This is a genomic window from Comamonas sp. w2-DMI (assembly GCF_040187735.1).
GTDB classification, from domain to species: domain Bacteria; phylum Pseudomonadota; class Gammaproteobacteria; order Burkholderiales; family Burkholderiaceae_C; genus Comamonas; species Comamonas terrae.
This window is the reverse complement of record NZ_JBANEL010000022.1, coordinates 44,728-57,989: the sequence shown is the minus strand read 5'-3', so window position 1 is coordinate 57,989 and position 13,262 is coordinate 44,728. Positions and strand designations below refer to the sequence as shown.

13 protein-coding genes are annotated in these 13,262 nt (G+C 62.3%); 11 read left to right on the top strand and 2 right to left on the bottom strand.

Translation table 11 applies throughout. From position 1 onward, the window contains the following. Positions 1-13: 13 nt before the first annotated feature. Positions 14-1,498, bottom strand: a complete 1,485-nt coding sequence (pdxR, locus tag V8Z74_RS20100) for a MocR-like pyridoxine biosynthesis transcription factor PdxR (protein ID WP_349710907.1) — start codon at positions 1,496-1,498, stop codon at positions 14-16. 168 nt (positions 1,499-1,666) lie between these two features. Here pdxR and V8Z74_RS20095 point away from each other — a divergent pair, with 168 nt between their 5' ends. The 10 genes from V8Z74_RS20095 (at position 1,667) to V8Z74_RS20050 (ending at position 12,150) form a co-directional block, all read left to right on the top strand. After that, positions 1,667-2,410 carry a sulfite exporter TauE/SafE family protein gene (locus tag V8Z74_RS20095; RefSeq protein WP_349710906.1) on the top strand — a complete coding sequence of 248 codons (744 nt, stop codon included), beginning with the start codon at positions 1,667-1,669 and terminating at the stop codon, positions 2,408-2,410. Between the two features lie 371 nt (positions 2,411-2,781). Further along, positions 2,782-4,035 carry a benzoate/H(+) symporter BenE family transporter gene (locus tag V8Z74_RS20090; protein WP_349710905.1) on the top strand — a complete coding sequence of 418 codons (1,254 nt, stop codon included), beginning with the start codon at positions 2,782-2,784 and terminating at the stop codon, positions 4,033-4,035. Then, on the top strand, positions 4,035-4,850 hold the full coding sequence (locus V8Z74_RS20085; protein WP_349710904.1) for a YggS family pyridoxal phosphate-dependent enzyme: 816 nt from the start codon (positions 4,035-4,037) through the stop codon (positions 4,848-4,850). Before V8Z74_RS20090 ends, V8Z74_RS20085 begins: the two co-directional genes overlap by 1 nt. Beyond that, the gene (locus V8Z74_RS20080) at positions 4,847-5,566 is read left to right on the top strand and encodes a glutamine amidotransferase (protein ID WP_349710903.1); all 720 of its coding nucleotides are present in this window, start codon (positions 4,847-4,849) and stop codon (positions 5,564-5,566) included. Before V8Z74_RS20085 ends, V8Z74_RS20080 begins: the two co-directional genes overlap by 4 nt. After that, a complete protein-coding gene (gene pdxK / locus V8Z74_RS20075; protein ID WP_349710902.1) occupies positions 5,563-6,501 on the top strand; it encodes a pyridoxine/pyridoxal/pyridoxamine kinase in 939 nt (312 codons plus the stop codon). The genes V8Z74_RS20080 and pdxK overlap by 4 nt, the downstream gene beginning before the upstream one ends. Beyond that, a complete protein-coding gene (locus V8Z74_RS20070) occupies positions 6,498-7,727 on the top strand; it encodes an aspartate aminotransferase family protein (RefSeq protein ID WP_176393459.1) in 1,230 nt (409 codons plus the stop codon). The genes pdxK and V8Z74_RS20070 overlap by 4 nt, the downstream gene beginning before the upstream one ends. Further along, complete coding sequence (gene trpB / locus V8Z74_RS20065; RefSeq protein ID WP_087535342.1) at positions 7,724-8,953, top strand: tryptophan synthase subunit beta; 1,230 nt, start codon at positions 7,724-7,726, stop codon at positions 8,951-8,953. The genes V8Z74_RS20070 and trpB overlap by 4 nt, the downstream gene beginning before the upstream one ends. Next, positions 8,950-9,807 carry a tryptophan synthase subunit alpha gene (gene trpA, locus V8Z74_RS20060; RefSeq protein ID WP_087535343.1) on the top strand — a complete coding sequence of 286 codons (858 nt, stop codon included), beginning with the start codon at positions 8,950-8,952 and terminating at the stop codon, positions 9,805-9,807. Before trpB ends, trpA begins: the two co-directional genes overlap by 4 nt. A gap of 10 nt (positions 9,808-9,817) precedes the next feature. After that, positions 9,818-11,083 carry a serine hydroxymethyltransferase gene (glyA, locus tag V8Z74_RS20055; protein WP_087535344.1) on the top strand — a complete coding sequence of 422 codons (1,266 nt, stop codon included), beginning with the start codon at positions 9,818-9,820 and terminating at the stop codon, positions 11,081-11,083. Positions 11,084-11,259: 176 nt separating this feature from the next. After that, the gene (locus V8Z74_RS20050; protein WP_087535345.1) at positions 11,260-12,150 is read left to right on the top strand and encodes a LysR family transcriptional regulator; all 891 of its coding nucleotides are present in this window, start codon (positions 11,260-11,262) and stop codon (positions 12,148-12,150) included. A gap of 25 nt (positions 12,151-12,175) precedes the next feature. Here V8Z74_RS20050 and V8Z74_RS20045 read toward each other — a convergent pair whose 3' ends face one another. Next, on the bottom strand, positions 12,176-12,469 hold the full coding sequence (locus V8Z74_RS20045; protein ID WP_087535346.1) for a helix-turn-helix domain-containing protein: 294 nt from the start codon (positions 12,467-12,469) through the stop codon (positions 12,176-12,178). A gap of 104 nt (positions 12,470-12,573) precedes the next feature. Between V8Z74_RS20045 and V8Z74_RS20040 the strand changes: the two genes are divergently transcribed. Continuing rightward, on the top strand, positions 12,574-13,230 hold the full coding sequence (locus V8Z74_RS20040; protein WP_087535347.1) for a substrate-binding domain-containing protein: 657 nt from the start codon (positions 12,574-12,576) through the stop codon (positions 13,228-13,230). The last annotated feature ends 32 nt before the right edge of the window (positions 13,231-13,262 follow it).

Genomic DNA, 13,262 nt, shown 5'->3' with positions numbered 1-13,262 from the left:
ACGTCCTTGTCGGTCACCGATCCAGTGCGCGAAGTACATTGGCGAGCTTTTTGACCGCGATTTCCAGCTCCTTCGGGGCGTAGGCGGCAAACCCCATGAGAAAACCGGCCTTGTGCTTGCTCGACGCATGCAGGGGTGTCAGTCCCAGCAAGTCGATGCCGGCGCGACGTGCGGTATCAATGGCCTCCCGTTCCGGGATGTCGCGCACGAAGACGCATGGCATCTGCATGCCGCCATTGGGCACTCTCGGCTCCACGAAGTCGGCCAAATGCTTGCGGACAAGCAGTTCCAGAGCGTCGCGTCGTTCGGCATAGACGCTGCGCATGGTCCGAACGTGCGAACCGAAGTGTCCGCCCTCCATGAACCGCGCCAGCGTCAACTGCGGGATGGAGGCGCTATGGCCGTCCTGCAGCGTGCGGGCCACTGTCATGGGAGCGACGAGCTGCGATGGCAGCACCATGTAGCCGATGCGCAGGCCCGGAAACATGGATTTGGTGAATGTGCCGATGTAAATGGTCCGGTCGTGCGCATCGAGACCTTGCACGCATGCGGTCGGCTTGCCGGCGTAGTGGAACTCGCTGTCGTAGTCGTCCTCGATGATCCAGGCTTGGTTCCTGTGTGCCCACTCGATGATCGCAAGCCGTCGGTCAAGCGCAAGCGTGGCTCCAGTCGGGAACTGGTGCGATGGGGTCAAAAAAATCGCTTTTGCCGGTTGCGCGGCGTTCTGCAATGACTCGATCCGAATCCCCTGGGCATCCAACGGCACTGGCACGGATTCGAGGCCCGCTGCATCGAATGCACGACGAGCGCCGTGGTAGGCGGGATCTTCGATAAAGACCCGGTCCCCTGCATCGAGCAGCACAGTGGCGCACAGCGACAGCGCCTGTTGCGAACTGGTCAACACCAATATGCGATCAGGTGTGGCACGGGCTCCGCGTTCGAGGTTGACGTAATCCGCGATGGCCCGTCGCAGTGCCTCCACACCCTGCGGATGGCTGTGTGTCAGGGCCAGCGTTCCATGTTCCTTCAACACCTGACGCTGCAGCCGCTCCCACGTTTGCAACGGGAAACTGCGCGTCTCCGGCACCCCCGGCGCGAAGGGGCGCGGTGTCAGGGCCTCGCGTACACCGCCGTTCTGGAAGATTGCGGCCCCACGCTGGCTGAGACGTGGTGATTCACGGTGCAGCTTCGCCCGCTGGCTCGTGCCTCGCCTCGGAGGCACCTGTGCCCGTTCCGACACGAAGCTGCCGCTACCCACTCGCCGGTCGATGAACCCCTCCGCATGCAATTGGCTGTACGCGGCTTCGACCGTGTCCCGCGAAACGCCCAGTGACTGTGCAAGCGCCCGCGAGGCGGGCAAGGGCCGACCGACTTCCAGCGCGCCGTCCAGGATCAATTGCCGGATCGCACGCTGAATGCGGGCGTGCAGCGACAGGGCGCCATGAGCCGGGTCACCTATCCAGGCTTTGACAGATTCGAGTTGGGCGTGCTTGAACAATTGGTAGGTATCTCACCGCGAAATTGGTATGATTGCTCCTACCATTTTAAGGCGAAAATTGGGTATCAACAAGGCTTGGGAGACATCGACAGGTCATGCCATTTACTACTTCGCGGCCCACTTTGGGCGCGCGCTTCCTCCGGTTTTCTTCAGTGATGGCGCCCTGAGATGTCGCTCGAACTCGTTCTTTCCCTACTGGCTGGCGCGGCTGCTGGCGGCTTCGTCAATGGCCTCGCCGGGTTCGGCACTGCCTTGCTGTCCCTCGGCATATGGCTGCAGGTCATGCCGCCTTGGCAGGCCGTCTCCATCGTGGCAGCCATGTCCGTGGTCAGTGGTGTTCAAAGCCTCTGGCTTATCCGAGGCGAGTTGGGAAGCGGCACCCGGCGCCTCCCGCGCTTTCTGTTGCCCGCTCTGATTGGCATACCGCTCGGCGCCGCAACTCTGGAATTCATCAGCGCGCCACTGCTGAAATTGGTGATCGCCGGTTTCATGCTGCTCTATGGGGCTTTCTTCGCATTTCGCCGATCACTGCCTCATCTGGAGCGACCCATGCCCAAGACAGACGCTCTGGTTGGCTTCTGCGGTGGCTTCCTTGGGGGAGCGGCTTCGCTTTCGGGCGCGTTACCGACCATGTGGTGCGCCATGCAACCCTGGACCAAAGGGGAGACGAGCGCGGTACTGCGTCCTTACAACGTGGCGATCCTCGGGATCGCGGTCGGGATTTTTGCCTGGCAGGGGTATTACACGCGAGAGACATTGATCCTGATGGCTATTGCGTTACCCGCCACGATTGTTTCGTCTCAGATTGGCATTGCCGTTTTTCGCAGGCTTTCTGACCAGCAGTTCAGACGCTTGCTGATCTGGCTGCTGTTCAGTGCGGGTGCGCTTTTGGCACTGCGCGAACTCACTTGACTAGCTGCTACAGATTCCAGTGGTAACTGGTACAGCGGAGCCTATTCACGCGCAGGTCGTTTTCCATTTTTTCTGCGGCACTCCGAGGCATGCCAATCGCTGCAATCTACCCGCAGTCGCGTTTGAGGTGACCAACACAGCAACGCCGTAATGTGTCGGTATCCCGCCACAAACGTGATTCGCGCTGCGGCCAAACACTCCTGACCGCTCAGCGCGCACGTGGTGGACAAGCCTGGGTTGATCCTGGGCAATTGCCAATTGGTATGTACGACACGAAAAAAGTGGAGGGGCGCAACAGGCCATTTTCAGGTTAAAACATAACTCCCAATAAAGGTTCTTGGAACCGAGTCCGCAGGAGTTATGAAAAAACCATGTCATCCGCACCCCCACCTTCATCCATACGGCTGAGCGATCTCACCCACCCTGTCGTCGCCGGCCTGATTTCGGTCATCGTCAATTACGGCGGCACCTTCATTCTGGTGTTCCAGGCCGCCAAAGTGGCTGGCCTCAGCCCGGAGCTGACGGCCTCGTGGGTGTGGTCGATTTCGATCGGTGTTGGGGTGACGGGGATCATGCTGAGCTGGATCGCCCGCGAGCCGATCATCACGGCCTGGTCCACACCGGCGGCGGCGTTCCTGGTCACGGCACTGGCCACCACGCCCTATGCGGAGGCGGTCGGTGCGTACCTGATTTCCGCTGCGGCTTTCGTTCTGCTCGGCCTGTCGGGCTACTTCGAGAAGGTCATCCGGCTGATTCCGCCCGGTGTGGCCGCCGGGCTGCTGGCGGGCATCCTGCTGCAGTTCGGAATTGGTGCCTTCGGCGGCATGAGCGTCGATCCGCTACTGGCAGGCCTGCTGATCGTCGCCTACGTCGTGTTGAAACGGTTCACGGCACGTTATGCGGTGGTTGGCATCTTGGTGCTGGGACTGGCTTTCCTGCTGATCCAGGACCGTGTCGATCTGTCCGGCCTGGCGCTGAAGTTCGCGGCCCCGGTTTTCACCATGCCATCGTTCTCGCTCAACGCCTTGCTGAGCGTGGCGTTGCCGCTATTTCTCATCACCCTGACCGGCCAATACATGCCCGGCATGCTGGTGCTGCGCAATGATGGGTTCAAGACCAGTGCCAACCCCATCGTGACGATCACCGGGCTGGGCTCGCTCCTGATGGCGCCGTTCGGCTCGCACGCCTTCAACGTCGCGGCGATCACGGCGGCCATCTGCACGGGGCGCGAGGCACATGAAGATCCGTCCAAACGCTGGATCGCCGGTATCGCAGCGGGCGTGTTCTACATCCTCGTCGGCGTGTTCGGCGTGACGCTGGCTGCCGTCTTCATGGCGTTCCCGGCGACGTTCATCACCACACTGGCGGGCCTCGCACTGCTGGGCACCATCGGCGGCAGCCTGGCCAGCGCCATGGCCGATGCCAAGACCCGGGAAGCCTCGCTGATCACCTTCCTGGCCGCTGCGGCCAACATCAAGATGCTGGGCATTGGCGGTGCCTTCTGGGGTCTGCTGATCGGCCTGGTGGCCTACGCCGTGCTCAATGGTCGGTGGTCGCGTCCCAAGCCGCAGATCGAGGCGGCCCCCACTGCTGTACCGGCAGCGAGCAAAGGAGCGGCCAACTGATGCAAGCCTCGGCTGTCACGCAGACCAGTCACGACCAGCACGGCCTGTACCCGCAGGCAACCACAGTCGAGGACTTCCGCCGGAATCTGGTGAAGGTGCGCGAACGCATCGACGCAGCCTCCCGCCGCGCCGGCCGCGACCCGGCGAATGTGCGTCTGCTGCCTGTCAGCAAGACCTTTGATGAGGCGCACATCCGCTTGGCCTACGCCGCCGGTTGCCGCCAGCTCGGCGAGAACAAGGTGCAGGAAGCCCACCGCAAGTGGACTGCCATGGCAGACCTGGCGGATCTTCAGTGGTCGGTCATCGGCCACCTGCAGACCAACAAGGCCAAACTGGTAGCCGCCTTTGCGACGGAGTTCCAGGCGCTCGACAGCCTGCGTGTCGCTGAAGCGTTGGACCGCCGCCTGCAGGCCGAAGGGCGTTCGCTGGACGTCTTCGTTCAGGTCAATACCTCCGGCGAGGCCAGCAAGTACGGGTTGCAGCCGCAAGAGGTGTTGTCGTTCGTCAAAGAACTGCCGGCATTCACAGCCTTGCGTGTGCGGGGCTTGATGACGCTGGCGTTGTTCTCCAGCGAAGCCGAGCGGGTGCGGCAGTGCTTCGTCCTGCTGCGAAACCTGCGCGATCAGTTGCGCGAATGCGCACCAGCGGGCATTGGGCTGGAAGAACTGTCCATGGGCATGTCCGGTGACTTCGAGATCGCCATCGAGGAAGGCGCCACCGTCGTGCGCGTCGGCCAGGCCATTTTTGGTGCCCGCAGTACCCCTGACAGCCACTACTGGCCTGCGGGTTCAACCGCTGAGGAACCGCCGTCATGAAGACCGCCATCGCCATTCGCCACGTCTGCTTCGAGGACCTGGGTACGCTGGAGCCCTTGCTTGAAGCCCGGGGCTACGCCATCCGCTATGTGGATGCCGCGGTCGATGACCTGCGCACGCTCGATGTCGTGACCCCGGATTTGCTGGTCGTGCTCGGCGGCCCGATCGGTGCCTTCGATGAGGCGCTTTACCCGTTCATCGCCGACGAGTTGAACTTGTTACACAAGCGGCTGGAGAGCCGGAAAGCGCTGTTGGGTATTTGCCTGGGGGCGCAGTTGATCGCCCGCGCACTGGGCGCTCATGTCGCCCCAATGGGCATCAAGGAAATCGGCTATGCCCCCTTGAACCTGACAGCGGAAGGACAGGACTCCCCGCTGGGAGCGCTCGGCGATGTACCTGTGCTGCACTGGCACGGCGACCAGTTCGACATCCCGACGGGTGCAGTGCGCCTGGCGGCTACGGACGTCTGCTCCAACCAGGCATTTGCCCTTGGGCATCATGTCCTCGGGCTTCAGTTCCATCTGGAAGCCGATGCGCGGCGGATCGAACGCTGGCTGGTCGGCCATAGCTGTGAACTCGCGCAATCGGGGATCGACGTGCTCGGACTTCGCGCCCGAGCCCATGCGCTGCAGGCCCAGTTGCCGGCAGCGGCTTCCGCGGTGCTCTCTCGTTGGCTTGATGCGGTTGAACCAGATCCCCAACGAGGCCGGCCATGAGGGCAGCGTCATTTTCCGAGGACAGACAGCCGCTCAAGATCGACGTTGTTTCAGTGCAATCGCAGGTGGTCTATGGGCGCGTTGGAAACAATGCTGCCGTGCCCACGCTGGAAGCCCTTGGCCTGACCGTGGCTGCCGTGCCGACCGTGGTACTGAGCAACATCCCGAGCTATCCCTCGATCCACGGCGGCGCACTCCCTGTCGAGTGGTTCGACGGCTACTTGCAGGACTTGAGCGCGCGTGGTGCGTTGAATGCGCTGCGTGCCGTCCAAGTGGGGTATCTCGGAAACGCCGGCCAGGCGGTAGCGCTGCGTGCCTGGATCGAGACCTTGCTCGCGAATCGGCCCCACCTGCGCGTTGTCATCGACCCGGTGATCGGCGATCAGGAGCATGGGATCTACAGCGCCGACGGGATCGCTGACGTTTACAGAGGCGGGTTCACCGCACTGGCAAACGGTTTGACGCCCAACGCTTTTGAACTGGCCTGCCTGACGGGCATGCCTGCGGACGACCTCAAGGGCGTGGTGTCCGCAGCAAGGTCTTTGCTTACCGGGCGTACCGAATGGGTCGCCGTGACCAGCGCAGTTCCAGATGCCTGGACGCCGGATGAGATGTGGATCGTCGTGGTGACCGAACGGCAAGTGCATTTGATCAGGCATCCGCGTGTCGCTGTTGCACTGGCCGGTACGGGCGACCTGTTCAGCGCCTGCTTGAGCGGGCACTGGCTAAACGGAGTGGCGTTGGAAGCCGCCGCTGCAATGGCCTGTGAGCATGTCGTTCGCGCCTTGCGTATTACCGAGCTGGCACAAGCCAAGGAGCTTGTGCTCCCGCGATGGTCTTTCGAGCCGGAGCCAGAGGAAATCTTCATCCACGACATCACGGCGGACTTCGGGCACCTGACGTGCGCTTTCGCCGAGCCCAAGGAACGATCATGACCAACCCCTCCTACTTGATGCGGGCCTATGCCCGCCAACCCGTCTCCTTCACGCGGGGGAGCGGCGCGCGCCTCTGGGACCAGCAGGGCGTCGAATACCTGGATGCCATTGCCGGCGTCGCCGTGACCAGCCTCGGGCATGCGAACACGGAAATCGCCCAGGTCATCGCCGAGCAGGCGGGCACGCTGCTGCACACCTCCAACGTGTTTCGCATTGACTGGCAGGAGCAACTGGGCGAGCGTCTGTGCGCACTGACGGGGATGGAGAAGGGTTTCTTCTGCAATTCCGGTGCGGAAGCGAACGAAGCTGCGTTGAAGCTGGCACGGCTGTACGGCCACCACAAGCAAGTGGCCCAGCCGCAGATCCTGGTGATGGAGAACGCCTTCCATGGCCGCACCATCGCCACGCTCACCGCGACCGACAACCCAGCCAAACAGCAGGGCTTCGAGCCGTTGCTGCCCGGGTTTCTGCGCGTGCCCTTCAACGATATCGACGCGGTGCGCCGGATGGCCGAGCAGTCGTCCGACATCGTGGCGGTACTGATCGAACCCGTGCAGGGCGAAGGCGGCATTCGCGTTGCCGACGCGGCGTACCTGCGGGCCTTGCGCACGCTGTGCGATCAGCAGGGGTGGCTACTCATGCTCGATGAAATCCAGTGCGGCATGGGCCGCACCGGCGCGTGGTTCGCGCACCAGCACACCGGCATTGTCCCCGACGTCATGACGGTGGCCAAAGCACTGGGCAATGGCTTTCCCATCGGCGCCTGCCTGGCACGCGGAGAAGTGGCCGACCTGCTGTCGCCCGGCCAGCACGGCACGACCTTCGGCGGCAATCCGCTGGCCTGCCGCGTGGGTTGCACTGTACTCGACATCATGGCGCGGGACGACTTGCCCAAGCGGGCCGCGACCCTGGGAGATCGCTTGCTTTCCGGTCTGCGTGACGCGCTGGCCGGCCACCCCGAGGTTGTCACGATCCGGGGCCTGGGCCTGATGGTGGGAATCGAACTGAACCGGGACTGCAAAGAGCTGGTCGGCCGTGCCTTGAACGAGCAGCGCCTGCTTATCACGGTGACCCGGAACTCCACCATCCGGCTGCTGCCTGCCCTGATCTGCGACGAAGCGCAGATTGACGACATCGTCGCGCGCGTTGCGGCTCTCCTGTCGCCAGAAGCGACCACGTGTGCGGGCACGGCTGCGATGACCGGACACATGGAGGCGACATCATGAAAACTGAGTCGATCTACAACCAACCGGACGCCGACGGATTCTTCGGCCGCTACGGGGGGAGCTTCATCAGCGAGACGCTGGCTCAAGCGGTGGAAGAACTGCAGCAGGCCTATCTGTTCTACCGCGATGACCCTCATTTTGTCGTCGGGTTTCAGGAGGAACTGGCTGACTACGTTGGCCGTCCCTCTCCGGTGTACTTCGCCCGGCGTCTCAGTGAGCAAACGGGCGGTGCGCGCATCTTTCTCAAACGGGAAGACCTCAACCACACCGGCGCGCACAAGATCAACAACGTCATCGGGCAAGCCATGCTCGCCCAGCGCATGGGCAAGCGACGCATCATCGCCGAGACAGGTGCGGGCCAGCACGGTGTTGCCACTGCAACGATCTGCGCGCGCTATGGCCTGGAATGCGTGATCTACATGGGCAGTGAGGATATCCGCCGGCAAAGCCCCAACGTCCAGCGCATGGAGCTGCTGGGCGCGACCGTGGTGCCGGTCGAGAGTGGCAGCCGCACTCTGAAGGACGCCATGAACGACGCGATCCGCGATTGGGTCACCAACGTCGATGACACCTTCTACCTGATTGGCTCGGTGGCTGGCATGCACCCGTACCCGACGATGGTGCGGGATTTCCAGACGGTGATCGGCAAGGAGTGCCTGTTGCAGATGCCGGCGCTGTTCAAGCGCCTTGGCATGGCGAAGGAACACCCTGACGTGGTGGTCGCCTGCGTCGGCGGCGGCAGCAACGCCATCGGCATTTTTCACCCCTACATCGAGCACGAGGCCGTGCGCCTGGTCGGTGTCGAAGCGGCGGGCCTCGGTTTGGAGACCGGCCAGCACGCCGCGTCGATCCAGCGCGGCAGCGCAGGCGTGCTGCACGGCAGCCGGTCCCTCGTTCTGCAGGACGATCACGGACAGGTGCAACACACCCACAGCATCAGCGCCGGCCTCGACTACCCCGGTGTCGGGCCGGAACATGCCTGGCTCCATGAGATCGGCCGCGTCGAATACGTCGGTGCCACCGACGATGAAGCCCTGCATGCCTTCCACCTGCTGAGCCGTGTGGAGGGAATCATTCCCGCGCTGGAGGCCAGCCACGCCGTTGCCCACGCAGTCAAGCTCGCGGCAACGCTGCCGAAGGAGCAGGTCATCCTGGTGAACCTGTCAGGACGCGGTGACAAGGACATGGACACGGTGATGGCCCAAACCGGGAGAGACAAACGATGAGCAGGCTCCAGGCCACCTTCAAGCGTCTGCAGCGGGAGGGACGCAAGGCCCTCATTCCCTATGCCACGGCCGGCTATCCCTATGCGGACATCACCCCCGCGTTGATGCACGTGCTGGTCGAGGCCGGCGCCGACGTCATCGAACTGGGCGTGCCGTTCTCCGACCCGTCTGCGGATGGCCCAACGATCCAGGCAGCCTCCGAACGCGCCTTGCAACAGGGCGTCGGGATGCCGCAGGTGCTTGAACAGGTGCGGCAGTTCCGCCAGTCCGATACCACCACGCCTGTGGTCCTGATGGGATACGCCAATCCCATCGAACGCTACGACCAGATCCGCCAACCAGGCGCCTTCGCCGCAGATGCCGCTGCCGCAGGTGTCGATGGCGTGCTTGTGGTGGATTACCCGCCGGAAGTGGCGGGCGACCTTAGCGCACAACTGCGCCAGCACGGCATCGACTTGATTTTCCTGTTGGCACAAACCTCGACCGAGCGGCGCATTCGGCAAGTCGCCGAACGTGCGAGCGGCTATGTGTATTGCGTGTCCATCAAGGGTGTCACGGGAGCCAAGACCCTGGACATCGACCAGGTCAAGGCAACGCTGGCGCGGATTCGCCAGCACGTGCGGATTCCTGTCGGTGTCGGCTTCGGTATCCGTGATGCCCACACCGCACGCCAGATCGCCCAGGTCGCCGATGCCGTCGTGATCGGCTCCTGGCTGATCGAAAGCCTGGAAGGCAAGCCGGCGGCGGATGCCTTGGCGGCCGCCAGCGACCTGATCCGCTCTGTCCGCAGACAACTGGAACTGGACGTTCCCGAGCAGACGTCCAGCCCTAAAGCCAAGAACGCCAAACCATAGGAGTATTGCCATGTATGACTCATCCCTGACTCTCGCCCAATTCGATCCTGAACTGGATCAAGCCGTCCAGAACGAAGAACGACGCCAGGAAGACCACGTCGAGCTGATCGCCTCGGAGAACTACGCCAGCCCGTTGGTGATGGCGATTCAGGATTCGGTGTTCACCAACAAATACGCCGAAGGCTATCCCGACAAGCGCTACTACAGTGGTTGCGAGAATGTGGACGTCGCCGAAAGGCTGGCGATCGAGCGGGCAAAGCAACTATTCGACTGCGACTATGCCAACGTACAGCCTCACGCCGGTGCGCAGGCCAACGCTGCGGTGTACCTGTCGCTGACCAACCCGGGCGATACCGTGATGGGGATGAACCTGGCTCAGGGCGGACACCTGACCCACGGGAATCCTTCCAATTTCTCCGGCCGGCACTACAAGATCGTGCCCTATGGTCTGGACCCCGAAACGGGCCTCATCGACTACGACGAAATGGAGCGCATCGCGCTGGAGACCCGGCCCAAGATGCTGATCGGTGGCTTCTCGGCGTATTCGCGGCACAAGGACTGGGCACGCATGCGTGCCATCGCCGACAAAGTTGGCGCGATCTTCTGGGTGGACATGGCGCATGTGGCCGGCCTGGTGGCCGCAGGCGAGTACCCGAATCCGCTGCCCCATGCCCATGTGGTGACCAGCACCACCCACAAGACGCTGCGCGGGCCGCGCGGCGGCCTCATCCTGGCCAAAGGACAGAGCGAGGACTTCTACAAGAAGCTCAACTCCGCCGTGTTCCCTGGCATCCAGGGCGGCCCGCTGATGCACGTCATCGCCGCGAAGGCGGTGGCGTTCAAGGAAGCGTTGTCTCCTGCGTTCAAAACCTACCAGAAGCAGGTCGTGACCAACGCCCGAGCCATGGCTGCGGTGCTCCAGCAGCGCGGCTACAAGATCGTGTCGGGCGGCACCGACAACCACCTGATGTTGATCGACCTGTCCGACAAGCCCTACACCGGCAAGGATGCGGATGCGGCCCTGAGCAATGCCTACATGACGGCAAACAAGAACTCGGTTCCCAACGACCCGCGCTCGCCTTTCGTGACCTCGGGCGTGCGCATCGGCACTCCCGCAGTGACTACTCGCGGTTTCGGTGTTCCTGAGTGTGAGGAGCTTGCCGGGTGGCTATGCGATGTGCTCGACGGGCTGGAAAACGGCACAGGCGACGAGGTCACGCAGCAGGTGCGCGACAAGGTCGTGACGCTGTGCCGCCGCTTCCCCGTGTACGCCTAATGCTTCGCGCACGCGATCGCAGACGGCCGCGTGCGTGGATTCCGTCTTGGATGGAAGCAGCAACCCAGCGTTTCGGCTCTTCTTGAAACTCTGATATTTGGAGAATCTATGGCAAGGGCATCGAAGCAGCAGAACCACTACAGGAACCTACTGTATTTCGGGAGGAAGAACGGCTAATGGAATTACGCCATCTTCGCTGCTTTCTGGCCTTGGCGGAGGAACTCCACTTCACCAGGGCGGCCCAGCGCCTGCACATCGAACAGCCACCACTGTCCCGAACTATCAAGGAACTTGAGGATGAGTTGGGGGCAGTCCTTTTCGACAGGGATCGGAGAGGAACGCGCCTCACCGCAGCCGGGGCGGCTTTCCTTCAGGACGTGCGAAGAGTGTTTTCCACTCTGGAGCAGGCACGAGAGAACGTCAAGGCTATCGCGGCAGGATTGCATGGCAGTTTACGCATCGCCGTATCGGATGGCACTGTTGACCAGCGCCTATCTGTATTTCTGGCTCACTGTCGCGAGGAGGAACCCGAGATTGAGATTCGACTGGCAGAAGTCCCTTTGGCAGAGCAGTTGCGCGGGCTGCGATCAGGTGACTTCACAATCGGGTTTGCCCACACTGCAGAGGTCGGTGAAGATATTTCTGTAGAGCCGATATGGCATGACCCGCTGCTACTGGCGGTGCCCGCACGCCATCCGTTGCTCGCGCACAAGGCGGTGCCACTTCCCGAACTTGCCTCTTACCCGCTCGTGCTGTGTGATCCGCAGGTGTGCGAAGGCTATTGCCGCGAACTGACACGACTGCTGCGGCCATTGGAGCGAGAACCGAACGTCATCGAGCACGCATCCTCGCTGGACATGATGCTTACCTTGGTCGGCGCTGGATACGGGCTCGGCTTCACCACGGCAGCTAGGCTTGCAGTCAGCCGACGTGCAGATGTAGTCGCTCGTCCTCTGGCTGTGGACTCGGCCGTGATTACCACCTACCTGCTTCGGCCCCACGGTGACATCTTGTGCCCTGTGCTGGAGCGTTTCATTACCCGCCTACGCGCTCAGGCAGACGGATAGAAATCATCCCAGGCTCAGCATCGGCTTACGCTTTAGTGCCAGCATGAAGGTTGCTTTCCGTTGCGGCCATTAGCTCGGTGCCGCTCATTTTGAGTGCCGTAGCCACTTTCAGAATCATGGCCAATGATGGCAAGTGTTCTCCACGCTCGATCTTGCCCATGTGCGAACGCTCAATGCCGGCCAACGCAGCCAGTTCCTCCTGAGCAATACCTTGATCCATACGAAACGCGCGCACAGCCTTGCCGAAAGCCAGGGCTGGCTCGGCTTCATATCTGGTTGTGCCTGGGGGACGGCCTCGTTGAACACTACGCTTCTGCATTGGCAGAAGCGTCGGGCAGTCACCATAATTTAACCACGTTATATTTAACTCATTGGTATCATGTCGATTCGTTTTCTTGATCAACTTTCCTTTTGGGGGCCCATATGCGCGACGCCACCAGCCCGCCCCCTTGTATTAGGCTTGCAGTAGCACCGGGCGTACCGTCACCACACCTTTCTGCGCTTCTCGCGCGACAGCGCGCGGAAGAGCCAGACGTCGCCCTCACGTTTTTTGAGGTTGCAGGTGACGTTCTGCTTGAGGGACTTCGTGACGGCCGCTACGACGCAGGGATGTCGCTTCATGGCTCCAGCGACCCGGCCCTCAAGACCCAACCGTTGTGGATCGAGAACATGGTCGTTGCCATGCCAACGCGGTTCCACTTGCTTGACCAAGCAAAGATCACCATCGCCGACCTCCAGGACTACCCCATCTATCGCTGGCAAGCCGAGGATTGCCCTCTGCTGGATGAGAAGCTGGCCTCCCTCATGCCGCTGGACCAGCAGAACGTCCAGCGGGTGACCTCATTCGAGATGGTGGCGCTATGGGTTGCGGCCGGCTACGGTGTCGGGGTCTCAGCCCGGTCGCGCATCGAGCACAGTCATGAATGGGGGATCGCCATGCGACCGCTTGCCGATGGCCCCTATGAGATCGTGACATACCTGCAGCGCCCCCACGCTCAGACAGACTCCGTTTTCGAGCGGTTCGAGCGTAGAGCACTGGAAGTTGCCAAGACAGACACTGCGCAACGGGTGCCTCGCTGACCGGGGTCATCTCGCCCCGGCCATAGGTTGAA